This is a genomic window from Nonomuraea sp. NPDC049152, assembly GCF_040648355.1.
Lineage (GTDB): Bacteria > Actinomycetota > Actinomycetes > Streptosporangiales > Streptosporangiaceae > Nonomuraea.
Map to the genome: position 1 here is coordinate 46,124 of NZ_JBEZDO010000044.1, position 23,242 is coordinate 69,365.

The 23,242-nt window shown below is 65.1% G+C and carries 16 protein-coding genes; 11 read left to right on the plus strand and 5 right to left on the minus strand.

The features are described 5' to 3' along the window. Positions 1-13: 13 nt before the first annotated feature. From AB0B45_RS46605 to AB0B45_RS46635, 7 genes are all read left to right on the plus strand, one after another. Positions 14-874, plus strand: coding sequence for a bifunctional DNA primase/polymerase (locus tag AB0B45_RS46605; protein WP_358144657.1), 861 nt, complete (start codon positions 14-16; stop codon positions 872-874). Further along, complete coding sequence (locus AB0B45_RS46610) at positions 871-2,454, plus strand: YfjI family protein (protein ID WP_358144658.1); 1,584 nt, start codon at positions 871-873, stop codon at positions 2,452-2,454. Before AB0B45_RS46605 ends, AB0B45_RS46610 begins: the two co-directional genes overlap by 4 nt. Beyond that, complete coding sequence (locus tag AB0B45_RS46615; RefSeq protein ID WP_358144660.1) at positions 2,451-2,678, plus strand: helix-turn-helix domain-containing protein; 228 nt, start codon at positions 2,451-2,453, stop codon at positions 2,676-2,678. The genes AB0B45_RS46610 and AB0B45_RS46615 overlap by 4 nt, the downstream gene beginning before the upstream one ends. A 3-nt stretch (positions 2,679-2,681) precedes the next feature. After that, the gene (locus AB0B45_RS46620) at positions 2,682-4,058 is read left to right on the plus strand and encodes a tyrosine-type recombinase/integrase (RefSeq protein WP_358144661.1); all 1,377 of its coding nucleotides are present in this window, start codon (positions 2,682-2,684) and stop codon (positions 4,056-4,058) included. 490 nt (positions 4,059-4,548) lie between these two features. Beyond that, on the plus strand, positions 4,549-4,923 hold the full coding sequence (locus tag AB0B45_RS46625; RefSeq protein WP_358144662.1) for a hypothetical protein: 375 nt from the start codon (positions 4,549-4,551) through the stop codon (positions 4,921-4,923). A gap of 134 nt (positions 4,924-5,057) precedes the next feature. After that, complete coding sequence (locus AB0B45_RS46630; RefSeq protein WP_358144663.1) at positions 5,058-5,327, plus strand: hypothetical protein; 270 nt, start codon at positions 5,058-5,060, stop codon at positions 5,325-5,327. A gap of 345 nt (positions 5,328-5,672) precedes the next feature. After that, complete coding sequence (locus tag AB0B45_RS46635; protein WP_358144664.1) at positions 5,673-6,128, plus strand: hypothetical protein; 456 nt, start codon at positions 5,673-5,675, stop codon at positions 6,126-6,128. A gap of 47 nt (positions 6,129-6,175) precedes the next feature. Here the strand turns inward: AB0B45_RS46635 and AB0B45_RS46640 are convergent, their stop codons facing one another. Continuing rightward, complete coding sequence (locus AB0B45_RS46640) at positions 6,176-6,685, minus strand: Imm21 family immunity protein (protein ID WP_358144665.1); 510 nt, start codon at positions 6,683-6,685, stop codon at positions 6,176-6,178. Between the two features lie 799 nt (positions 6,686-7,484). Here AB0B45_RS46640 and AB0B45_RS46645 point away from each other — a divergent pair. The 4 genes from AB0B45_RS46645 (at position 7,485) to AB0B45_RS46660 (ending at position 12,910) form a co-directional block, all read left to right on the plus strand. Next, positions 7,485-10,832 (plus strand): type ISP restriction/modification enzyme, encoded by a 3,348-nt coding sequence (locus AB0B45_RS46645; RefSeq protein WP_358144666.1) that lies wholly within the window; start codon positions 7,485-7,487, stop codon positions 10,830-10,832. Between the two features lie 368 nt (positions 10,833-11,200). Further along, positions 11,201-12,115 (plus strand): restriction endonuclease, encoded by a 915-nt coding sequence (locus AB0B45_RS46650; protein ID WP_358144667.1) that lies wholly within the window; start codon positions 11,201-11,203, stop codon positions 12,113-12,115. Positions 12,116-12,416: 301 nt separating this feature from the next. Further along, positions 12,417-12,653, plus strand: coding sequence for a GIY-YIG nuclease family protein (locus AB0B45_RS46655; protein WP_358144668.1), 237 nt, complete (start codon positions 12,417-12,419; stop codon positions 12,651-12,653). 11 nt (positions 12,654-12,664) lie between these two features. Then, positions 12,665-12,910 carry a GIY-YIG nuclease family protein gene (locus AB0B45_RS46660; protein WP_358144669.1) on the plus strand — a complete coding sequence of 82 codons (246 nt, stop codon included), beginning with the start codon at positions 12,665-12,667 and terminating at the stop codon, positions 12,908-12,910. Positions 12,911-13,797: 887 nt separating this feature from the next. Here AB0B45_RS46660 and AB0B45_RS46665 read toward each other — a convergent pair. The 4 genes from AB0B45_RS46665 to AB0B45_RS46680 all read right to left on the minus strand — a co-directional run. Further along, positions 13,798-14,160, minus strand: coding sequence for a hypothetical protein (locus tag AB0B45_RS46665; RefSeq protein WP_358144671.1), 363 nt, complete (start codon positions 14,158-14,160; stop codon positions 13,798-13,800). After that, positions 14,150-22,021 carry a LamG-like jellyroll fold domain-containing protein gene (locus AB0B45_RS46670; protein WP_358144673.1) on the minus strand — a complete coding sequence of 2,624 codons (7,872 nt, stop codon included), beginning with the start codon at positions 22,019-22,021 and terminating at the stop codon, positions 14,150-14,152. The genes AB0B45_RS46665 and AB0B45_RS46670 overlap by 11 nt, the downstream gene beginning before the upstream one ends. Positions 22,022-22,732: 711 nt before the next feature. Continuing rightward, complete coding sequence (locus AB0B45_RS46675) at positions 22,733-23,074, minus strand: transposase (protein ID WP_358144675.1); 342 nt, start codon at positions 23,072-23,074, stop codon at positions 22,733-22,735. Positions 23,075-23,106: 32 nt separating this feature from the next. Continuing rightward, positions 23,107-23,242 (minus strand): integrase core domain-containing protein (locus AB0B45_RS46680; protein ID WP_358144677.1); only part of this gene is annotated, 136 nt, incomplete at its 5' end.

A 23,242-nucleotide genomic window follows, 5' to 3' on the forward strand; every position in this document is an offset into this window, starting at 1 on the left:
CTTGGAGATCCACATGCACGACCTCACCCGCTACGCCCTGGCCGCCGCCGCTCGCGGATGGCACGTCTTCCCCCTCACACCCGGCCAGAAGCGCCCCTTGCGCGGCTTCACCGACTGGGAACGGCAGGCCACCACCGACGCAGCACGCATCCGCCAGATGTGGGCACGCGCGCCGTACAACATCGGCATCGCATGCGGCCCGTCCCGCCTCACGGTGATCGACCTGGACGTCCCTCAGGCCGGGGATGATCCACCGCCGCCGGAATGGGCTCTGCCCGGCGTTCATGACGGCTCTGACGTTCTCGCCGTGCTCTGCGAGCAGGCAGCAGAGCCTCTGCTGTTGGAGACCTTCTCGGTCCGCACGGGGCGCGGCGGCACGCATCTCTACTTCTCCACCCCGCCAGATGTGGAGCTTGGCAACTCGGCCGGCAAGCTGGGTTGGAAGATCGACACCCGGGCGCGCGGCGGCTACGTCGTCGGCCCTGGAAGCCGCGTGGGCTCTGGGAGGTATGAGGCCATCCACACAGCTGCGCCGGCGCCGCTTCCTTCGTGGCTGGCCGAACGTCTCGCACTCGACCCCGTGCAGCCCGCCCCCAGGCCGGCGTTGGGTCACGCTCTCGGCTACGCGTTGACCGCCATGCGTGCCGAGGTGGAGCGCGTCCTGGCCGCCGCTCCTGGCACCCGCAACAACACGCTCAACGCCGCAGCCTTCGCCCTCGGCCAGCTCGCCGCCGCAGACCTGTTGCCGCGCCATCTGGCCGAAGTCTGCCTTCAAAGCGCCGCCGAGGCCATCGGGCTCTCGGCCCGAGAAGCGTTCTCCACGATCCGTTCGGGACTCGACTCCGGGAGCCGCCAGCCACGGAGGGCGGCTTGAGCACCATCACCGATCCACACGCTGCCGCCGACGCCCTTCTCACCAAGCTTGGTGCGGCTGAGCAGCTCGCCGAGCTGCACCAGGCCGCGCAACCCTGGGAGAAGCCGGCGCCCTTCGGCCAGCGTCGCGAACTGCCGCCCTTTCCCGTGCATGCGCTTCCCGCGTGGGTGGCCGATCACATGTCCGCCGTGGCGGAGGAGACACAGACACCGCTCGACCTGGCGGGCTGTGTCGGTCTGGCCGCCCTGTCCACCGCCGCCGGGGGCCGCGCAGTGGTTAACGTCCGAGGCTCATGGACCGAACCGGTCAACCTCTTCGTCCTGGTCGCGATGCCGCCAGGCTCGCGCAAGTCTGCCGTCTTCCGCGCCATGACCGCGCCGCTCCACCGCGCGGAGAAGGCGCTGCTGGACCGGATCGGCCCGCAGATCACCGAGGCCGAAGTTGCGCGCCGCCTCGCCGTCGATATGGCGGAGAAGGCAGCCCGTACGGCAGGCAGCGCGCGAGGTGAAGCCGCACCCGAGGCCATCGCCGAGGCGCAGAGCGCCGCCCTGGCCGTGGAGGGCATCAAGGTGCCCGTCCTGCCCCGGCTCGTGGCCGACGACATCACCCCGGAAACAGCCGCCAGCCTGCTCACCGAACAAGGGGGACGGCTGGCCATACTCAGCGCCGAGGGCGGCATCTTCGCCACGCTCGCCGGACGCTACTCGGGCACGCCGAACCTGGATCTGTTCCTCAAGGGGCACGCCGGAGACGCCCTGATCGTCGATCGGCGAGGCCGCACGGAACGGGTGGACAGCGCCGCCCTGACCATGGGCCTGGCCGTACAACCCGAGATCATCGCCGACATCGCAGGCATGCCGGGCTTCCGAGGCAAAGGCCTGCTCGGCCGCATCCTCTACAGCCTGCCCAAGAGCAACGTCGGATACCGGCGCATCGACCCGCCGCCCGTGCCCGAACCCGTCGCCGCCCGCTACGACGCTAACCTCCAGCAGCTCACCATCGGCATGCACGACTGGGACGATCCCGCCCGCCTGGTGCTGTCCGCCGAGGCCGGCGAGACCTTCACCGAGCACCGCCGCAGGACCGAGACCCGCCTACGCCCCGACTCGGGCGACCTCGGACACATCACCGACTGGGCAGGCAAGTTCGACGGCGCGGTGATGCGCCTGGCCGGCCTGATCCACCTTGCCGCACACGTCGACGACGGCTGGCGACGCCCGATAAGCGCCGACACCGTCAACGCCGCCATCGCCCTCGGCGAGTACTTCACCGCTCACGTCCTGGCCACCTTCGACGCCATGGGCACCGACGCCGACGTTGACGGCGCCCGCATCGTTCACGCCTGGCTTGAGCGCACCCGTACGGCCCGCTTCACCGTCCGCGAAGCCTTCACCGCGCTCTCCCGCAGCCGCTTCCGCAAGGTCACCGAGTTGGAGGCCCCGCTAGACCTGCTCGAACAACTCGGCTGGATCAGGCGCGAGCCCGAACCGCCCCGCAGCGGACCAGGCCGCCGCCCCTCCCCCTCCTACGCCGTCCACCCCTGCCTGTCCGGTCACGCCTTCGAAGGGACGACGAAGTGAAGCCGACCGCCATCAACATCCGCCACGCCAGCAGCCGCACCGGTACCTGGATGAGCGTCCCCGAACTCCTCGAAGAGCTGGACATCAAACGGCGCACCTGGCAGCGCTGGCGAGCACTCGGCAGGACCCCGCAGTGCCACCGCCTGCCCAACGGCGAGCTCCGCATCAAGCGCCGGGACTTCGAGATGTGGATCGACTCCCTGGCCGAGAGAAAGGCGAGCTGACCCATGAAGAGCTACCGCGTTCGCATCTGGAAGGTCTCGACCAAGAAGGCCGGCAACCGCCCCCACATGGCCCGATGGGTCGTGGAAGAGAAGGTGTTCACTGAACACTTCGCCACGTGGGAGCTCGCCGACAGCTTCCGCGCGAAGGTGAAGAAGGCCGCCCAGAACGGCGAGGCCTTCGACACTGAGACTGGCCTACCGGACTCCATGCTCCGCGCTCAGAACACAACGAACTGGTACGCCCACGCCGTCGACTACGTCGACGCTCGCTGGGCCAAGGTCTCGGGGAGACAGCGCATCTCCATCGCTGAAACCCTGGTGGCCGTCACTCCCGTCTTGGTACGCGATCAGCGGGGTGCGCCGGACGCCGACGTGTTGCGGACCGCCTTGTACAGGTGGGCATTCAACAAGCAGCAGCGCGCCGCTGACAAGCCCGACGAGATCGCCCAGGCCCTCGATTGGATCTCCAAGGCATCGATCCCTGTCAGCGATCTCGCGGAGTACGACCGCATCACCGCCGCCCTCGAAGCATGCGCACGCAAGCGCGACGGCACCGCTGCCGCACCTGGGTACTACAGCCGCCGTCGACGCGTGCTGTTCAACGTGCTTCGCTACGCCGTCTCCAAGAAGCGTCTCGCCAAGAACCCACTCAGCGAGGACCTCGATTGGAAGGCGCCCGAGGCCGAGGTCTGCGAAGAGATCGACCCTGCCGCGGTGGCATCACCAGAACAGGTGCGCGAGCTGCTCACCGCTGTCAGCTACGCCGGATGGCGGCGAGGAGACCGGCTCGTGGCGTTCTTCGCCTGCATGTACTACGCCATGATGCGGCCCAGCGAGGTCGCAGCCTTGCGGCAGCACGACTGCACGTTGCCCGAGAAGGGTTGGGGACGGCTCATGCTCAGCGGCTCAGCGCCCGCAGTTGGCACCCAGTGGACGGACAGCGGCCAAGTGCACGAACACCGAGGGCTCAAAGGCCGGCCCCGCAAGGCCAAGCGGTCAGTCCCCATCCCGCCGCAGCTCGTGGACGTCCTGCGAAGCCATATCCAGCGGTACGGCGTAGCCCCAGACGGTCGTCTCTTCCGAACGGAGCGTGGCAGCGTGCTCCACAAGTCCGGCTACATCCGCACCTGGAAGACCGCTCGTGCCCTGGCGCTCACGCCCGCACAGGTCGCCACCCAGCTCGCCAAGCGTCCCTACGACCTCCGCCACGCAGGCGTCTCCCTCCGCCTCAACGCCGGAGTCCCTGCCACCCAAGTTGCCCAGTGGGCAGGCCACAGCGTCGAAGTCCTGCTGAAGATCTACGCCAAGTGCATCGACGGACAAGACCAGGTCTGGCACACGATGCTCGACGGCGCACTCGGGGACAATGCTTCGCCGTAGCCGCGCTGAGAAGTATGACCAACGATCGACCAGCCGTCTCCCTCTCGCTCAAGCCTGCGGCCCCATGATCACAAATGCGATCACGGGGCCGCAGGAATCATTGGCATTATGCCGCCGACCGATCGATGGTGCCCCTTGCAGGGTTCGGACCTGCGCGCCCGGCTTCGAGATGAGCATCACCTGCGCCTTCTTATCCGTAGGGAAGGGCAGAAACCTCGTCAGCGGCATCCTGCCCTGTTCAGATGAGCACTCTCCGCGCCTCCGCGCGGGCTCGAGCTCGCGCACTTCCCGTCACCTGCTGATCAGCTGATCCGCCCCGCGACCGTCCTCTCTCGTGGGCATGACATGATCTTGATGCTTTCAACGCCTCCTGCGAAAACCCGCTCGATGGTGTGTCTGATCGGGAGTACGCTGACGGACGCTTCGTCTCGCTTGTCGCTGGTTTCGGCACTCCCACGGCACAGGGAACAACAGAGCAGGAGACCCCTTCATGGCGATCCCCAAGAAGGGCTCACGCATCATCACCGTCGACGGCGTCGCCTACCGCTGGCGAGTCCGCCACAAGCCCACGTACTGCGAGGGAAACAGCTGGGGACCGCTGACCTTTGCGGTGGAGCTGGCCGATGGACCGGCCCGCGTTCTCTTGGTATCGCTTCCCTGCTCTCGGCCGGACGCGTGGTTCGGCGAGCGGACGATGTCCATACGGCCGGCACTCGTGACAGCGACCATACGTAGGGCCCTGGAGCGCGGCTGGAATCCATGTCAGGCAGGCAACGCCGTCGACCTCAGCCTCACCGATGATGACCTCACTGACCTGATGAACGGTCAGCCACCTACCTACGAGGTCCCTTTCATGCGGAGATGACCGACTCCGATGGCAGGCGACCTCCGCTTTGCAGGTGCAGCAGGCGGACCGCGGCCCAGCCTCGACCAGAGATGAGCGGTCGCCGATGGTGCCCACCGCGTGAGCCCGGTGGCCGCGATCGGACGGGTGGAGGCGTGATCGCCTATTTCGGATCTTGGTGCCAGCGTGAGAAGATCGCCGACGTGAGACAGCGGCCGACGGTTCACCCAGACAGCCAACAGCAACGCGAAACCTCTGCTGCTCGCCTGCGCACGCTCGGCAATGTGGGCATAGGCGCTGGCATCGCGCTTGCCGGGGTTGCAGCCAGTACCAGTACATCCCTCGCCGGGGTACTGATCTTCCTAGTTGTCGCTCTGATCGGATTCGGGCTGCGCATCGAGGCCGTGCTTCGCGAGCGTCGGTAGCAGCCTCAGTTCGTCTCATCGATCAAGCCAAGGACGCGCTGCATCTCGGGCAGAGCCTCGTAGAGGGCGCCCTAGAAACGACTCAGGGAGCCTTGCGATCAAGGAACTCCCCGGTCAAGCCCTGCGCGGCTGAGAGGACTCGAACCCCTAACCTTCTGATCCGTAGCCAGTTCGAGATCGTCCACTGGCGTCCACGGATGCCAGAAAGACCTGCTCACAGACGCCTCACACTTGATCGCCTTCTACGGATGTCTACTCGCGTCCAGGGACGGTGTTAGCACTTCCGTTAGCAAAATCACGCACAGCGCCGGGGCGTTGTCGTACCTGATCGCTACTCTCCCGCGCATGGCAGTCCCCGAGATCATCCCCATCAGTTATGAACCCGACTACCGCACCGACACCATCGGCCACTGGGAGGGCGGACACTTCCTCGGCTCCGTCGTCGCCGCCTTCCCGGCGGGCTACACGCACACTGACGACTGGCGGACGCACAAACGCTGGTACGCCGTCCTGCACACCTTCGATACCGCCGGCCACCACCTCAACTCCCGCATCGAGCGCACCGGGACCGACGACAACTTTCGGGCCGCCATCGACGCGGCGCAGGAGCGGCTGAAGCAGTGGCTCAACGCGCTCCCCGGCCTCCGCTACGGCGACATCGCCATCCGGCCCTTCCGCCACGAGGTCGACGGCGTGCTGTTCGGCCTCGTCATCGAGACCTTCGACGGTGACGAACACACCGAGCTCTACCCGGACCACCTCGGCTTCTACGAACCCTGGGACGGCTCATACGACACCTGACCGCCTCGTCCCCATGGAGGGACACCGGAGCGAAGGGCGCCCAGGGCTCAGGTCGCCGGCTGGAGGTGGACGAGGACCATCCGGTTGTCCTCGTCCTTCGTGTAGATGGCCCGGACCCTGTATCGGCCAGGTTCGAAATCGATGATGAGTCGGTCGTCAGGTTCCAGCTCAGCGCCGGGAATCGCGGAGTCGAAGAGCACGACCGCCTCCTGCGCCTCCCAGATCAGGTCTTCGTCATCGTCCCAGTCCGGCTGCTCTGCCAGAGCTCGCCTGGCCGCCGCGACCAGCTCGGCTTCGGAGTGTGCGCCGGCCCAGCGCACGAAAAGGCGTTCGGTCACCAGGTAGGTCGTCATGGCCGGTTCGTCGCTGAGGACGAGAGCCTGTTGCGCACCAACGGCAACGAGACCGATGTAGCCCTCAACGGCACAGGCGCGGCCATAGTCACCCCAAGTCTCCACGGGACCGTCGTTGTCGTCCACACCCGCCCAGTTGTTCAGTTCAGACTCGGGGATGGCGATCAGCGGCCCTCCTGCGCTTTGGACCCAGGTGTGAAGCACTGATGGCCTCGCTTTCATCGGTGTATCCGCAGAGAAGGCGGTGGTCCTGGCATGGCTACTCGGCCATGGTCACATGACGCCTTCCGCTCAAGGCATCCCCAGGGGAAATCGTCGGAGGGTGACGCGTGGGGCCTGCTGTATGGCCTTGGTGGCCGACGTTGCCGTCAGCCGCGCCACCGTGCCCGGTGGCAAGACCCGACGAAGGAGGGTCGCGGCAGCGATCGCCCCAGCCCGTGAACTCGGCACCGACGTGGCGATCGGCACGGCAGCTGCCAGTGAAGCGGCTGGAGTCCGCTGACCTTCGTGGTCAACTTGGCCGACCTGCTGAGCGGCAGCTAATAGCGAGGGGTGCCGTTGGGGTGATAGTCCTCAAGAAAACGATCAGTGTGCTCTGGGCAGTAACCGAAGGATGCTCCATGCTTGCTGGGCTCACCACAATGCTCGGTTCGCCCAAGCCCACTCTCAATCACCCAGCAGCATCTACCTTCCTCGAAGAGGGCCTTTTCATCCTCCGTCCATCGCTCGGGATGAGTGTACGGAGTGATGTTGTGGCTAAGGCTGTCCATAGATCCACCCTGTTCCGCGACGGAGCCCCGAAGATCCGTCCGATGGCCGAACATATTACCGAATAGATCTGTGCGGCTGGGGCCGAAACATGAGCGGTGGCACGTGGCCCGGCTACTGGGCCAACTGCTCGTCGCCAAGATCGCACGTTACGAAGATCTACTAATATCCGCGAACCCCTGTAAATGCGGCTTGGAACGTGTGAAACTGGCAGGCCGGATCAAGCGATACACAAGTGACCAGTCCGGTGCAACAACTTCACATCGAACGGGTGCACATGGCCGCGACTAACCCCCCTAAGCCGCTGCTGGACAAAGCCGTTGAAGCGGTGGCCCGCTTCGGCAAATCCGCCACCGTCAAATTGAACGGTGGTGGACAGCCCGAGGATCAGCTTCGCGCGCCATTAGAGCGGTTGCTCGAGGAGATGGCCGCTGCCCTCGGCGTTGACGTGGCGATGATCGGCGAGATGTCGCTCGCAACGCTCGGCGTGCGCCCGGATTATGCCGTTGATGTGGCCGGTGCTCGGGTGGGCTACGTCGAGCTCAAGGCGCCGGGCCGTGGCGTGCCGACGACCTGGACCCCGAACAAGCATGAGAAGACGCAATGGGAGAAGCTGCGGCTCCTGCCGAACGTGCTCTACACCGATGGCGCTCTGTGGGCGCTGTATCGCGATGGTGAGTTGGTCGGGCAAGTTGTCCGGTTGAACGGTGACGTCCGTACGGCGGGGAGCAAGCTTGCTCCCCTCGACGGGGAGTTCGCCCGCGTCATTTCCAACTTCCTGCTGTGGAAGCCGAACCCGCCCCGCAACATTCGCCAGCTCGTGCGCGCTGTCGCCGGGCTGTGCAAACTGCTGCGCACCGAGGTCATCGAAACCATCGGCCGTGAGCTCCGGGGCGAAGAGAAGCAGAGGGTCTTCACCGAACTGACCACGGACTGGCGCAAACTCCTGTTCCCCGGTCTGACCCATGAGGAGTTCGCCGACGCCTACGCGCAGACGGTGACGTTCGCCATGTTGTTGGCGCGGGTGGATGGCATCGCCTTTGAGGGTCGCAGTCTGGGCCAGATCGCCGCGGCACTCGGCAAGAATCATTCGCTGATGGGTAAAGCCCTGGCCGTACTGACCCATGACGCGGTAGAGGGCCGCAGCGTCGTCGCCGAGACGCTCAAGCGGGTCATCGGAGCGGTGGACTGGGACCGGATCAGCGACGGCTCGGCGGACTCCTATCTCCACCTGTATGAGCACTTCCTGGAGGCATACGACTCCGACCTTCGCAGGGAAAGCGGGTCGTACTACACGCCGAACGAGGTCGTCTCGTTCATGGTCCGCTTCGTCGATGACATCCTGCGGACCAGGTTCGGGCGGGACGGCGGCTTCGCAGCAGACGACGTCGTGGTCGTGGACCCGGCGATGGGCACGGGAACCTATCTGCTCAACATCGTCAACAGCGTGGCCCGGACGGTGGAGGAAGAGGAGGGCAAGGGCGCCGTTCCCGCCCAGTTGAAGAAGCTCTTCGGACGTCTGGTCGGGATGGAGCGGCAGGCCGGACCGTACGCGGTTGCCGAACTTCGGTTGAATCAGGCGCTCAAGTCCGAGCATGGCGCCGAGATCGCCGAGAAGGATCAGAAGCTCTACGTCGCCGACACCCTGGACAGCCCTTTCGACGACACGCAGCTTGACCTGGGCTCGATGTACGAGCCGATCGTGCGGTCTCGCCGCGAGGCCAACCGGGTCAAGCGGGAGACACCGGTCCAGGTCGTTATCGGCAATCCGCCGTACAGGGAGCGCGCCAAGGGGCTGGGCGGCTGGATCGAGCAGGGCGCCGGAAACTCCGGGCACGGCACGCCGCTGCTCGACTTTAAGGCTGCCGGGCTCGGCAGGTATGAGTACGTGCTGTCCAACCTGTATGTGTACTTCTGGCGGTGGGCGACGTGGAAGGTCTTCGATGCCCACCCCGATCAGCCCGCTGGCATCGTGGCGTTCATCACGACCTCGGGCTACACCACCGGCCCCGGTTTTGCGGGGATGCGCGAATACCTCCGCCGGACGGCCGACGAGGGATGGATCATCGATCTCTCACCGGAGGGACATCAACCCGACGTGTCGACTCGTGTCTTCCCCGGCGTTCAGCAGCCGCTCTGCATCGGCGTCTTCGTCCGGTACGGCACGGGCAACCGGGAAACACCCGCACTGATCCATCACCTCAGCCTGGCCGGGCATCGCTCCAAGAAGTTCGCGCGCCTGGCAGAACTGGCTGTCGACGGCCCTGGATGGGCCAAGTGCGCGGCCGACTGGCAAGACCGGCTTCAGCCCGCCGGAGGAGAGGACTGGCTCAGCTACCCGGCGCTCGGGGACCTCATGCCCTGGCAGGCTCCCGGCGTTAAGCCCAACCGGACCTGGGTGTACGACCCGAACCCCAACATCCTGCGAGACCGCTGGGAGCGCCTGATCAAGGCGCCTGCCGACGACAAGGCCGTTCTGTTCAAGGAGAGCGACGCCCGTAAGGTCGACAGCGCGATACAGCCGATCATGGGTTTTGCTGTTCACAAGGGGACAATCAAGGATGAGTCCGGTCCCTGCCCTGTCCCGGTCCGCGTCGGTTACCGCTCCTTCGATCGACAATGGGTCATCCCGGACAGTCGTGTTCAGGAACGGCCCCGGCCTGAGTTGTGGCAGGTGGCGAGCGACACCCAGGTATTCGCGACAGAACAGCACGCACATCCAATCGAGACTGGCCCCGGTCTGATCTTCACCGCCTACGTGCCGGACATGCACCATACCAACGGCCGCGGCGGGCGAGTACTTCCGCTCTACCGTGATCGCGCTGCCGGGTCCCCCAACCTCGCTCCGGGCCTGGCGCGCCTGCTCTCTCAGCGTCTCGGGCTGTCTGTCACGGCGCCTGATGTACTGGCCTACGTCGCGGCGGTGACCGCGCATGGCGGCTACACGACTCGCTTCGCCGAGGACCTTCGATCCCCCGGTGTACGTGTGCCGCTCACGGCTGACCCCGAGCTGTGGGCGCGAGCCGTACAACTCGGGAAACGGGTCATCTGGCTGCACACCTATGGAGAACGCTTCGCTGATTCAGCCGAGGGCCGTCCAGCGGGGCCGCCGAAGCCGGATCCTCACCACCGCGCCAAGTCACAGGTAGCGGTCCCCGGACCGGCCGAGGAGATGCCCGATGACATCTCCTACAACGCCGAGACGGCAACCCTGCACGTCGGCGCGGGCCGCATCGCACCCGTCCGCCCCGAAGTGTGGGCGTATGAAGTATCCGGGATGAAGGTCATAAAGAAGTGGTTCGGCTACCGCAAGAAGAACCCGGCGGGCCGGAAGTCCTCGCCCCTCGACAACATCCACACCGAGGAATGGCCCGCCGAATTCACCACAGAACTGTTGCAGCTCCTCCACATACTCACGCTGTGCGTGGAGCTGGAACCCGACCAGGCCGACCTACTGGAGAAGATCTGCAACAGCTCCCTCGTCACCGTGGCTGACCTCGAAGGGGCGAGTATCTTCCCGGTTCCCACCAGCACTCGCAAAGCTCCCGCCGACGAATCCTCCGAAGCCCCGACCCTATTGTGATCACGCTCACCCTGGCTCGCTCGTCGTGGGGGCGACCTGACCAAGGAGAGGATCTCCCTGACCTTCCGCTTTTCAGGTGTAGCAATCGCCCAACTCGCCCGCCTTGACCTGGGGCTAAGCGGTGCTTGACAGTGCCAGATGTAAAGGACTGAATCGCCGAAGTTGCCATCACTGTTGCCGGCAGTTCTCACGGTGTGGAGCGCCTGCTTGCTCCTCTTCGGATCGCAGGGTGACGATTCCGACAACCTGTGTCCACCCTCCCATCAGAGGCTTGAAGATAGGTGACGGTTTGCCTGTCCGGCGAGGCTCCCAGCCTGTCCGCTGATCAGGCTGCCCCTGTTCAACCCAGTGGTGACAAGAGGAGTGCCGTGCCGATCCCGGACTTTCAGACTCTGATGCGGCCCGTTCTGGAGCTGCATGCCGATAGTGGCGATCATGAGTCTGCGGCGGTGGTCGCGTCGATAGCTGATCACTTCGAGCTGAGCGCGGACGAGCGGGCGGAGATGTTGCCCTCAGGCGGGCAAAAGCTCTTCAACAACCGGATCGCATGGTCCATCACCCACATGGCGCAGGCCGGATTGCTGGAGCGGCCTCGCAGGGGTGCCACTCGGATAACCGCGCGAGGTCAAGAAGTCTTGGCGGAGCACTCGGACCGGGTGGACATGAAGGTACTGAGCCAGTTCGCGGAGTACCTGGAGTTTCGGGCACGGCGACGCAAACCCGACAAGTCAGCGGACGAGCCGGACCTGTCGACGGCGGATGCTCCCCCGCTGGAGTTGATCCCGCAGCTTGTCGCGGAAGCTCACACGGCGCTCGCCGACGAGCTGGTCGAACGACTCCGCCAAGCGCCCCCGCAGTTCCTGGAACACTGCGTCCTCAAGCTGCTGACCCGGATGGGCTACGGCGGCCCAGAAGGCGCGGTACGCCACCTCGGAGGACCCGGCGACGAGGGCATGGACGGGCTCATTCGCCAAGACCCCCTCGGCTTAGACGTGGTCTACGTGCAAGCCAAGCGCTACGCCGGCGACCGGACGGTACATCGACCCGACGTCCAGGCATTCGCCGGAGCACTCCAGGGCGCCCAAGCCTCCCGAGGCATCTTCATCGCCACCACCCGCTTTTCACCGGGCGCGATCGACTTCGCCGAGAAGGTCCCCTCCCGGATCATCCTGATCGACGACCGCCGTCTCGGAGAACTCATGGTCGCCTACGACTGCGGAGTCCAAGAAGCCGCGACCGTGACCATCAAGAAGGTGGACGAGGACTTCTTCACCAGCGGATGAAAGGCCGAAGGGTCACCCTCGCGCTGAAGAGCTGATCCGTAGGGAAGGGCAGTCACCTCGTCAGCAGCCTCCCGCCCTGGTGCAGCGGTGAATGCCGGACGGTGCCGTGTGATCGCATACGGCGATGTTGCTGTACTGCGTTGCTGTACAGCAGCCCAGGCGTTTCCTGTTGAAGGCGCTGGTATCGATGTTGTCGGGGTCATGCTCTAGCGTCCTCTCATCCTTGTGGATCCGCTGGGAGTAGTGATGAACACAGTTGACCTTCTCGAGCCGGACAGGCTGTGTGTGGTCCGCGGCTGAGGTGCTCACCCGCCCAAGCCCCATTCCAGCCGCTCCCGGTGTGTACGGCTGGCACTTCGAACAGTCTCCTGACCCCCGACTGCCCGCGGGCCGCTTGCTGTACGTCGGCATCGCGCCGCGCCGAATGGCGACGCGCTCCAGCAGGCAGAACCTACGCACCCGGGTCCGCTACCACTTCCGCGGCAACGCCGAAGGCTCTTCCCACACGACGCAGTTCGAGGCCGAGCAGGCAGCCTAGGGTGAGGCGCAGTGTGTCGGAAAGCGTCTGACCTTCGGCCAGGCAAGCGAGAAGACACTCACGGCCTGGATGGCCGACAACGCCCGGGTCTGCTGCAGGCCCACCCCGAACCCTCGACCGCCGAGTCCGAACTCATCGCCCAGCTGGACCTCCCCCTCAACCTGGACCAGAACAGAAACCACGCCTTCCACCAGCACCTCAGCGCCCTCAGGGCCTTCGCGCGAGCTCGTGCCCGTGAGCTCCCTAGCGCTTGCTAACCAGGCCGACCCGTCGGTTATGTCCCTCGCCCTCGTAGATTTGGGTGATCTCCGACGCCGGATCCGGCCACCTGGGAAAACCACTCGATCAAGAGCCTGAGCAGCGCATACGCTTTTCAGCGTCTTCCATTCACTTCGGCTGTCTTGCGGTCTCTCACGGAACAGCCACGGAACAGACCATGATCGGGGGTACGTGTGGCCATACCGAAAAAGGGATCGCGGCTCATCACCGTCGATCAAGTCGTTTACCGCTGGCGGATCCGCCACAAGCCCACCTACAGCCAGGGCAACAGCTGGACCCGCTCACCTTCGCCGTCCAACAAGCCGACGCACCGGGCGGGGCGCTCGTGGTATCGCTCCCCTTCCATCGCCCCGACAACTGGCTCGGAGAAGAAGCAGCAACGATACGGCCTGCACTCGTCGCCACCACCATCACCAGAGCTCTCCGAGTCGGCTGGCGTCCCGACCAAGGCGCGAGTCACATGAAGCTTGATCTCTCGCGGGACGACATAACCGGGCTGGCGAAGATCCGACCGCTCCTGTCCTTCGCCTTGCACAGAGTGAGCTTGTTCCGCTTTGACGGACACCGTCGGTGTGGCGGTCAGGCCGCGAAAGCGGCCTCGTAAGCGGCGGGGGACTAATCGCTGCGAATTGCGGGCGCACCATATCCTAGTGATCCAACGCTCAGCACCACGCGGCTGACACGGGCTCCCCCTGGCTCGCCCCCGTCCACGGTCGGATTGACGGCTCTCAAGACGATTAGGGCAGAGAAATTGTAGACCGTATCTACCAGAATTGAACCCATGAGCCTTGATCTTGCCGCTTTGGCGATGGCGGATTCGGCTAACTGTCGCCAAACCGGATATTGCACGGAATTTAAGACTCAATCACATAGAGGGAATATCCAGAGTGCCACCATCGGAAATTTTAGGGAGAATCAAAGAGATCTCACCAGACTCGATAATATCCCGCATGACGTTAATCATCGCCGTTACCCCTCTAAATCTGATAATGATCAGATCAGGGGTACAGAAGTAGCTCCCCCCGAGCGACTCTCCAGACAGCGCATGACTATCCATAACGCGTGAGACTTCTTCTCTCGTCATCAGCAACGCGCTATACCGATCGCCATTCGGCATGGTGACAATGGAATCACCAACCTCCATTTCCTCACAATCAATATCCCCATCTAGTAGGATATCTACAGCAAAACCGCCCTCTCGCCATACATAGTAGGCGTCACTGTCCATAGAGCTGCTCCAACCTCTTAATCACTTTCGCCTCATTCCCCTTGTTGGCTTTCCCGACGATTGTGATCGTGCCGTTGACATTGCGAAAGAACAGTCGCGCCCCATCACGGGCACGTGCGTACATCACGTCAGTTCCCTTTAGGGCCTTTGATCCTATTCCGGGGTTAAGATTTCCCTGGGAAAGCTGCACGAACAAGAGATCCAGGCTTCTCTGATGACTCCTACCGGCCTCTCCTGCAGCTCGAACCAGGAATGGGTCATTACCAATTGCCGAAGCCATCCTAAAGCATGGAGTCGTGTTATGAACAAGGACATTAGCGTCCCCAACTGCTACATGGTAGGTGTGGATATCGGCGACGGAGAGGTTGTAGACACGCTGGGAGGCCGTCCATCGGCGAACAGAGTCGACTTGGACCCAGGTTCCAGCAGAGGTCTGGAGCCATTGTCCCGGCCGAAGGTCGCCTGCGTCGATCCACTCCCGCAGTGATGGGACCCAGAAGGGGTGTCCTGCCGTCGCCGTCACTGAGGAGCCCTGGGCGCTCTCTTCGTTCGACGTGAACAAGGAGATCTCGACTAGATCCTTTGCGCCTGCGCCGACGATCAGGTGGGTGACCTGCTTCGCTGCAGATTTGCCCGTAGTCGGATCGGTGGCCGTGACGTAGTCACCAACCTGAACCTCTTCGATGGGCTTGCGGCTCCCATCCGCCATCAAGACCAAAGTTCCAGGCATAAAGCTGTTACCGCAGGCCTTGGCGACCTTGCTTCCGGCCGTCCCGAGTTTGGAAGCTATTTTGCTAATCCCTTTTATGCCCGCCTTTGCCGCTATCCCCGCTCCGGGCACAAAGTTCAGCGCGAAAAGCCCACACGCGACGACGTCACCGTTATAGCAGTCTACTGCGTCCCCAAAGAAGAAGTCACCCACTCCATTAAGCAGGGATTGCAGCCAGTTATCCTCATTTCCCTTTTTCTTCTGGTCCATCCACTCTCGGTTGAGCTTATCCCACTTATCACGGTCCACACCGATAATGTATGCCCATTCCAGGCATCTCTCGAGACCAGCCGTCGGACCAATACATTCATTATAGAATCGCTTTGTTTTCTCGGCGATTTCTGCAGCGTTCTTGATAGCGTTGCAGACTTTCACACCGTAGGTGCCAGCGCATGTCTTCTTACCTGGCCTTCTGTCTTCTGGCGGAGGCATGGCCCCACCCGCCATTCGAGACATGGCCTCCCACAGCAGGCGGACGGCTTCCTTACCGTGCTCGCGGCCCACCTTCTCAGCTTGAGAGCGGTAGTAGCGGCGGTCAGCCGCAGACATGTCCCAGTAGCCTGGCGGGGCGCTCCAGCCATCCTGGGTCAGGCCCTCCCGCTTGGCCTCGTCAATGCTGCTGGGAATGACGACCGCGTCGAAGTTGAGGCACCCGCCGCCGTACCCCCATATGTCGCCTGAAGTGCAGCCACCACCCCCGCTGTAGTCGATGGTCCCGGTGTCGCCGCCGAAGGAAATGCCATACTGCGCGAACACGTCGAGAACTGTTTCGCGATCGTAGATGGGCAGGCCTGCAGGGACGCCGTTGGCGTAGCCGTCATTGAGCGGGCTGTGGCCGGTCGGGTCGGTCGCGGTGAGAGGCGTGCCGTTGGCGTAGTTATAGCGGTTCGCCTGAATCGACGGGTTGGGGTCGAGTGTCCACGAGTCACGAGAGCCGAAGGCGCCGGTGCCAGGCTGGTACCAGCGGGCGTGCATGTTGACCTTGCCACTGTCCGGGTCGGTGTACTCGCCCTGGTATCCGAGGTTGCGCTTGGCGCCGCTCTGTGCGGTGACCTGACCGAAGGGATCGTAGGCGGTCGAGTCGACCAGCGCGGTGGCGTTGAAGGTCGCCACCAGATCGCCGTGCAGGTCGGTCAGTGCGCTGACTACGGCGCCGCCGCCCTCCTGGACGCCCACGACGCCGCCGGCGAGGTCGCGGCCGTATTTGGCCTGGACGGCGCCGGCGTTGTCGGTGATCGTGGCGATGTCGTTGGCCAGCCCGGAGTAGGCGTAGTGCTGGGTGGCTCCTGCCTTGGCACGGCTGATCAGTCGACCGAGCGCGTCGTAGGTGTAGGCGAGTTCGCCGTCGTTGACGAGTTGGTCGAAGGCGTTGTACTTCAGGTTGCGGGTGGTGCCGCCCTTGGTCTCGGTGGCCAGGGTGCCGCGGGCGGTGTAGGTGTAATCGGTGCCGTCGCCCGTTGTGAGACGGTTGCGTTCGTCGTAGGTGAAGGTTTTGTCGCCGGCCTTGGTGCGGTTGCCGGAGGCGTCCCACTCGTAGGTGGTGGTGGCGCCGCCGGGGGCGGTCCAGGAGGTCAGGCGTCCGGCGTGGTCGTAGCCGTAGGTGTTGGTGCCGGCGCCGGCGGTACCTGCGGTGGTCTTGCTGGTGAGGTTGTCGTCGTTGTCCCACCCGTAGGTGATCTTGGCGAGCTGGGTGCCTGCGCCGTTCTTGAGCGTGTGCGTCTTGACGCGGTCGAGGTCGTCGTAGGTGTAGGTCTGGGTCCCTGCCTGGCCGCTGGTGGGGGTGATGGAGGTGAGCCGGTCGGCGTTGTCGTAGCCGTAGGTCAGGGTGCGGCCGGTGACCGGGTCGGTGGTGGTGGCGACGCGGTTGGCGTTGTCCCAGGTGAAGGCGGAGGTACCGGCGGCGTCGATGCGCTGGGTGGGGTTGCCGAGCGCATCGTAGCTGTAGCCGGTCTGCTGCGCGGCCGCGCGCTTGATGGTCAGCGGCAGGTCGCGGTCGTTGTAGTCGACCGTGAGGTCCCCGATCGTGATCTGGCGGCCGGCGAGGTCGTAGCCGAAGGTCCGATCCGAGGTGAGGGTTTCGGCGCCGCTGCCGCTCTCCTGGGTGAGGCGGTTGAGGTGGTCGAAGACGCGGTCAATCCGCACCCCGCCGGGCTGGATGGTCGCCGTCTCGTTGCCCATCGCGTCGTAGACACTCGTCCAGGTGCGGTCGGCCAGGTTGGGGTGTGCGGTGGTGGACGGCTCGGTCAGTGTCTCCGGGAAGCCGAGGCTGTTGTAGCTGGTCCAGGTGGTGTTGCCGCGGCCGTCGGTCAGCCGGGTACGGGCGCCCACAGCGTCGTAGCCGAAGCTCGTGGTGATCGTCTCGGTGGCTGAGACGGGTTCGATCAGCGAGGTGACCCGGTTGAGCGCGTCGAAGGTCTGCCGGGTGGTGCGGCCTTCCGGGGTGGTGATGGTGGTGGGGTTGCTCGCGGCGTCGTAGCCGTAGCCGGTGGTGCGCAGCACTGTGCCGGCGGCGTTGAGATCTTTGACGCTGGTCATGCGGCCGGCCAGGTCGTAGTCGGTCTGGGTGGCGTTGCTCAGCGCGTCGGTGACCTTGGCGATGCGGCCGGCCAGGTCGTAGGCCATCGTGGTCTTGTGGGTGAGCGGGTCCTCCTCGACGGTGACCTCGCCCGCCGCGTTCACCGTGTACTTGATGGACTTGTTGCCGGGCAGGATCTTCTTGGTCAGATGCCCAGCGGTGTTGTACTCCATCCGCGAGGTGTAGATGGCACTGGACGGCTTGCGCTCGATCTGCGTAGCGGTGATCTGTCGTCCGAGATCGTCGTAGGTGCTTTCCGCCCGGGCGCCGGTCGGGTCGACGACAGCGAGCGGTCGGCCGAGCATGTCGTATTCGGTCACCCATCGGCCCGGCGTCTGCCCCTCCGGCGCCGGATCCGTTGTGCGGACCTGCCGGCCCAGCTGGTCGTATTCGAACCCGGTGACGAAACCGCGCGCATTGGTGGTGCTGAGCAGCTGCCCGGCCTTGTCGTAGATGCTGCTGGTGGCGCGGGTGATCGGGGTGCCGCCGGGCGGTGTGTAGGAGGGGGCGGTCGTCGCGACCGGACGGCCGACCTTGTCGAAGGCGACCGTGGTGGTGCGGCCTTCAGGGTCCTTGATGTGGGTGGTGTCGCCCGAGGTGTTGTAGCCCACCGTTCTCGTCGAGCGGGAGGCGGTAACGCTTCCAGCCTTCTCCACCTGCGTCTGTGGGGCCACTGCCTCGACAAGCTGGCCGAAGGCGTCGTAGCGCAGGTTGGTGGTGAAGTCAGCCGGATTGGCGCCCGAGACGCCGCCCCGCGGGTCGATGATCGTGGTGACCAGACCTCGGTCGTCATAGGCGACCTCGGAGACCAGATCCTGGCTGCCGTTCTCGATCGTCTCCCGGGTGATCTGCCCGGACTTGTTGTAGACGTACTCCTTCACTTCGCTGCGGCTGGTGCCCGCCGCGGTTAGCGTCCGCTTCGTAACGTTACCCACCGCGTCGTAGACGAAGCTCGTCGTGCGCGCCAGAGCGGCCGGATCGAACGTCTGCGAGGACAGACGGCTGGCCGCGTCGTAGACGAGGTCGGTGGTGGCCAGGCCGCCGCCACTGACCTGCTGGATCGGATTGCCGGCGGGGTCGTACTCGGCCGACTCCAGCACCACATCCGCCGGAGTGGCCGAGCCGTTCAATTTGGCGTCGTCAGCGATCTTCTGACGGAGCCGGTTGTCCATCCAGTACACGTATGTGCCCTTGCGGCCCATCGCGTCCACCGTGGAGGTCAGGCGGCCGCCCGGGTCGTAGCCGCGGGACTCGAGCACCACGTCAGCGGCGGGCTGCGGATTGACCGGGCTGCCGGTCCACCCCTTCAGCGTGCGGGTGGTGGGTTCGCCGCGCTTGCTGTAGCCCTGCTCGACCACCGTGCCCCGCGGATCGGTGTGCCGGATCGGCCAGCCGCGCGTGTTGTAGTCCGACTTGGTGACCCCGCCTTCGGGGTCGGTGACGGTGGCGACGCGGCCGAAGTCGTCATAAATGGAGGTGGCGACCCGGTCGGCATCACCGCCGGTCAGGTCGGCCAGCGTCACGGTGAGTGGATGGCCGTCGGCGTCGTAGGTGTACCTTGTCTGCGCGGTGTGGGTGACACCGGAGATCTCGTTCCTCACCCCGGGAGCAGTTTCGGTGGTGATCCGGCCGAGCCCGTCGTAGGTGAAGGTGGTCTTCACCCCGTTCGGTTGGGAGTCGGAGACCTCGGTCCTGGTGGCGATACGGCCGAGCGCGTCGTGCTCGAACCGGGTGATCAGCCCTTCCGGGTCGGTCTGCTCGGCCAGGTCACCGGCCTTGGTATAGGCGTAGCTTCCGGTGGCCGCGTTCGGCAAGGTCTTGGTCTTGACCAGACCGGCCGGCATGGTGCCGCCGCCGATCGCCGGCTCGCTGCCGTCGGTGTAGGTGAAGGTCGCGGCCCGGCCCTGCGGAAAGTCCGGGGTGGCCGGGGTGGTCTGCTTGATCTGCTCGCCGAAGCTGTTGTACTCCGACGTGGTGGCGTAGGTGTTGTCGGTCTCGCTACCGGAGCGGCCGTCCCGGTGAGCCAGCAGCCGGTCGTTGCGCGGGTCGAACTGGTCGCCTGCGTTCAGGTAGTAGGACCAGAACTCGACCGCGCACTCCCCGGGGGCGCGGCAGTACTTGCGGGCGATCCTGTTGCCGCGCTTGTCTTGGAAGACGTCGTTGGCGATGTTGTTCCGGTCGATGATCTTGGTCAGGTAGCCGGCCTGGTCATACTCGTACCAGGTGGTGAAGTTCAGCTGATCGGTCTCCCCGCGGAGCCGGAAGCCGCGCCAGGCGTCATACAGGTACTCGAGCTTCTCGTTACTGGGGTCGGTCACCACCACAAGCGCCTCGCCCGACTGCTGCTCAGTCGAGATGTCACCGATCTTCCACAGACCACCGTTGTGGTCGGTGTGCGTGGCCAGCCGGTCGCTGCCCGTGTCGTAGGTGTTGGCCGCCCGCACCCGCCCCGACGGCAACGTCACGCTGGCCAGCTTGTGCGACACCGCGTTACGCGCGGCGTAGTGGCCGGCGATCTCGGCGGCGGTCAGCGGCTTGCCGTAGATCGCCACTTCATCGATCTGCCCCTGAAATGGCCACTCGACCAGTCCCTGGGTGGGAGACGCTGGCCATTCCCCCGCCATCGACCAGCGCCAACCAATTTCGGCAAACTCGTAGTAGCCAGGCTCTGTATACCTTGTCACTCCTGAGAGCTCGCCGACCTTCTGCCCGTCCAGGTACATGACTTGAAGATCATTCGTCTCGGTCAGCACAACATGGTGCCATTGGTTGTCATTAACCGTGGCGGCGGATGTGATCGGGGCAATCCCGTTGCTGCCTCCCGTAACCAGTCGCCGTAGCTGACCCCTTAGCTTGCCGTCCATGCCTACGTAGACCATGGTCGACGCCGTATCTTCCGGGGCTCCGAACGCGGCTATCACGCCGTTGGCGCTGGTCTTGAACCATGTCTCGAAGGAGCCTGCACCCTGCACCCGGGCTAGCGACGAGGCGGGCAGGGACAGTTTCTTCCTGTCGCCGAAGGCTGCAGCGGTGTCGGTTGTCCCGGTCAATGCGCCGGGCTGGCCCAGGGTTACACCGCCCTCGTACGTACCCGAACCGCTGACCGAACCGAGGTTGGCAGCAGTGGTCCCGGACTTCTCCCCCAGCCGCCAGTACCCTGTCGGATCGCTGTCGAGGACGGTGCTGCGGTACAGCGAACCGCCGCCATAGGTGTAGGTGGTGCAGTTGGGGGCCGCCACGGGCGCGCATACGCTGGTGAGCCGGTTGCCGTCGTAGGTGTAGGTCCAGGTCAGCGCGGTGCCGTCGACCGGGTCGCTGGACACGCTGGTGACATGGTTTCCGGTCCAGCCGAAGGTGATCGTCCTGCCGCCCATCCCGGTGGCCTTGGCCAGCTTGCCGTCGGCGCCGTAGGTGAGATCCTGGCTACGGCCGCGCTGGTCGGTCACCTTGGTCAGCCGGCCCGTCGCGTCGAACAGGTAGGTGGTGGACATCTTGTCCATCAGCCGCCAGCCGCCGCCCTGCTCGGCCAGCGTGGCGTGCATGCCGGGCGGCGGCTGGAAGGTGCCATCCCCCTTGGCCCGGAACCGCACCTCACGCCCGTCCGGGAAGACCACCAGCGCGGAGACGACGCCGCCGCGCACCTCACGCGTCAGCTTCATGTCCCAGCGGGTCGACCAGCCCGCGCCGAAGATGCCGCCGGTGCGCCAGTCCATGCTGTTGTAGGTGCGCACCACCGCCAGGGGCGGGCCCGCCGTCGCCACCGTCAGGTCGGTGGCGGTAGTGGCGTAGTTGCCTGACTGCTGGTCGAACTCCCGGCCCTCGACGCCGGAACTGGCCAGCTGCGAGGTCACCGTCGGCTGCCGCACACCGGTGGTGAAGGTCAGCAGCGGCGAGGTCGTGGTGGTGGAGTCATAGGAGTCCTTGACCGTCACCTTCCACCAGTACTGGGTGCCCCACTCCAGCTTGCCCGCCGGGACCGTCCACCGGTTGGCGTTGCCGGCCACATACCCGGAGCTGGTGCAGCCCGTACCGGTCATGGACTCGACGTTGCAGATCTCGAAGGAGTACGAGACGTTGTATCCCCCGTTGTTGCTGTGCCCCCAGGCCCGCAACGTCGGCGTCACCGAGTCGACCAGATAGCCGGACTGCGGCGAAACGTCGGTCAGCGACGGGGAGGCCATCAACGCATCAGCCGCCTCCGCCCGCGCCACCCCGGAGGCGAGGTACGACTTGGCGGCCTCGGCCACGGGAGGCGTGCGGTCCTCGATCGGCACCGCGTCCTTCGGCACCTTCGGATCGGCCACCCACGCGCCGGGCTCAGCGGTCACCGACGAGCCCGTCGCCGCACGGGCGGGCACAAGCGACGGCACCCCGGCGGCCGAACCCCTCGCCTGCACCGGCGCCAAGGCCTCACCAAGCGCGACGGTGCTCGTCCACGCCGTCCCGACCGCGGATACCTCCGCCACCGCCGGCAGCGCCGGTAACGCGACCAGCCCCGGGAGACCGGCTACCACCACGACACCGGACAATAGTCTCCGGGCTGCAGGCCACGGCGAACCCATGCGACGCATGCGTCATCACGCTCCGAACCACAACGAGGGGCCGCCGTGCGGCAGCCGGACGTCGCTCCCGCCGGACGGCTCAGAGCGTGCTATTGGACCGATCCTGACCGTAAGCTTTGCCGCGTCCCACAACAAGATCCCTAAATATCACGAAATGATCTCCACGCCTATATATGCAGATACCGTCCGTAGTAATGCCCGGTTACCCATTACGCCGGTCGGGACGTGAAGCCAGACCGCAAGGACGATGGTCAGGATCACCTCGATCTAATGGCCCCTGCTGGAGGGATCTGGCAGGCGTCCAGCATGTTCCTGTCACGGTCCGTGAGCGCTGGCATGCGGCCTCACCAGCAGCAGCAAGGACAGCATGACCTTCCACTTTTCAGGCGGACCAATCGCCCTGATCGTCTTGCCCGGCACGAGGTCAGAGAGTGGTGGACGGGTGCCGCCGTGTGCTGATGGAAGGTGACGTTGTCGTCAGCGATGCCGTCAACAGCACCACCCTGTCCGGTGGCGGGCCGCGGCGCTGGCTGAGAGCCTGCTGCCCTGGTCAAGCGCGTGATGGTCTACGAACTGATCAGCCGCTGTGTAGGGGTGTTGCTGTACTTGCGTGCTGTACAGCAGAGGCGAGAACCCGCTTGTCCGGTGGCAAGACACCCGAGCCGGTTATGGCGTCAAGGGGAGTCGGGGGAAGGCCTTGGCTTCGTCGTAGGTCTGTCGGGTGGTCAGGCAGTGGAATAGGCAGCCGAGGTAGCGGTTGAAGAGGTTGCGCAGCGCGGAGGCGTGGCGGTCCCCTTCTCCTCGTCGCTTGTCGTAGAGGGCGCGAGCAGCGGTGGAGTGGGTAAGCGCGGCGAACGTCCATACGTAGCCGGCGGCGGCCAGCCGTTGGTTCTTCACTCTGCGGTGCATGACGATCCGGCTCTTGCCGGACTCGCGGGTGACCGGGGCTGACCCTGCGTAGGAGCGCAGGGCACGGGCGTTGGCGAAGCGGGTGCGGTCGTCGCCGATTGAGGCTCAACCTCGGGAGTGGACACCGGGTTTCATGCGACGAGTGACAGCGTACGTGATGAGATCAGCTGTTGCTCGAACTCGACTGGCGTGAGGTAGCCGAGGGCGGAGTGGCGGCGGCGCCGGTTGTAGTAGGCCAGCCAGCGGAACAGCTCCAGCCGTGTCTGT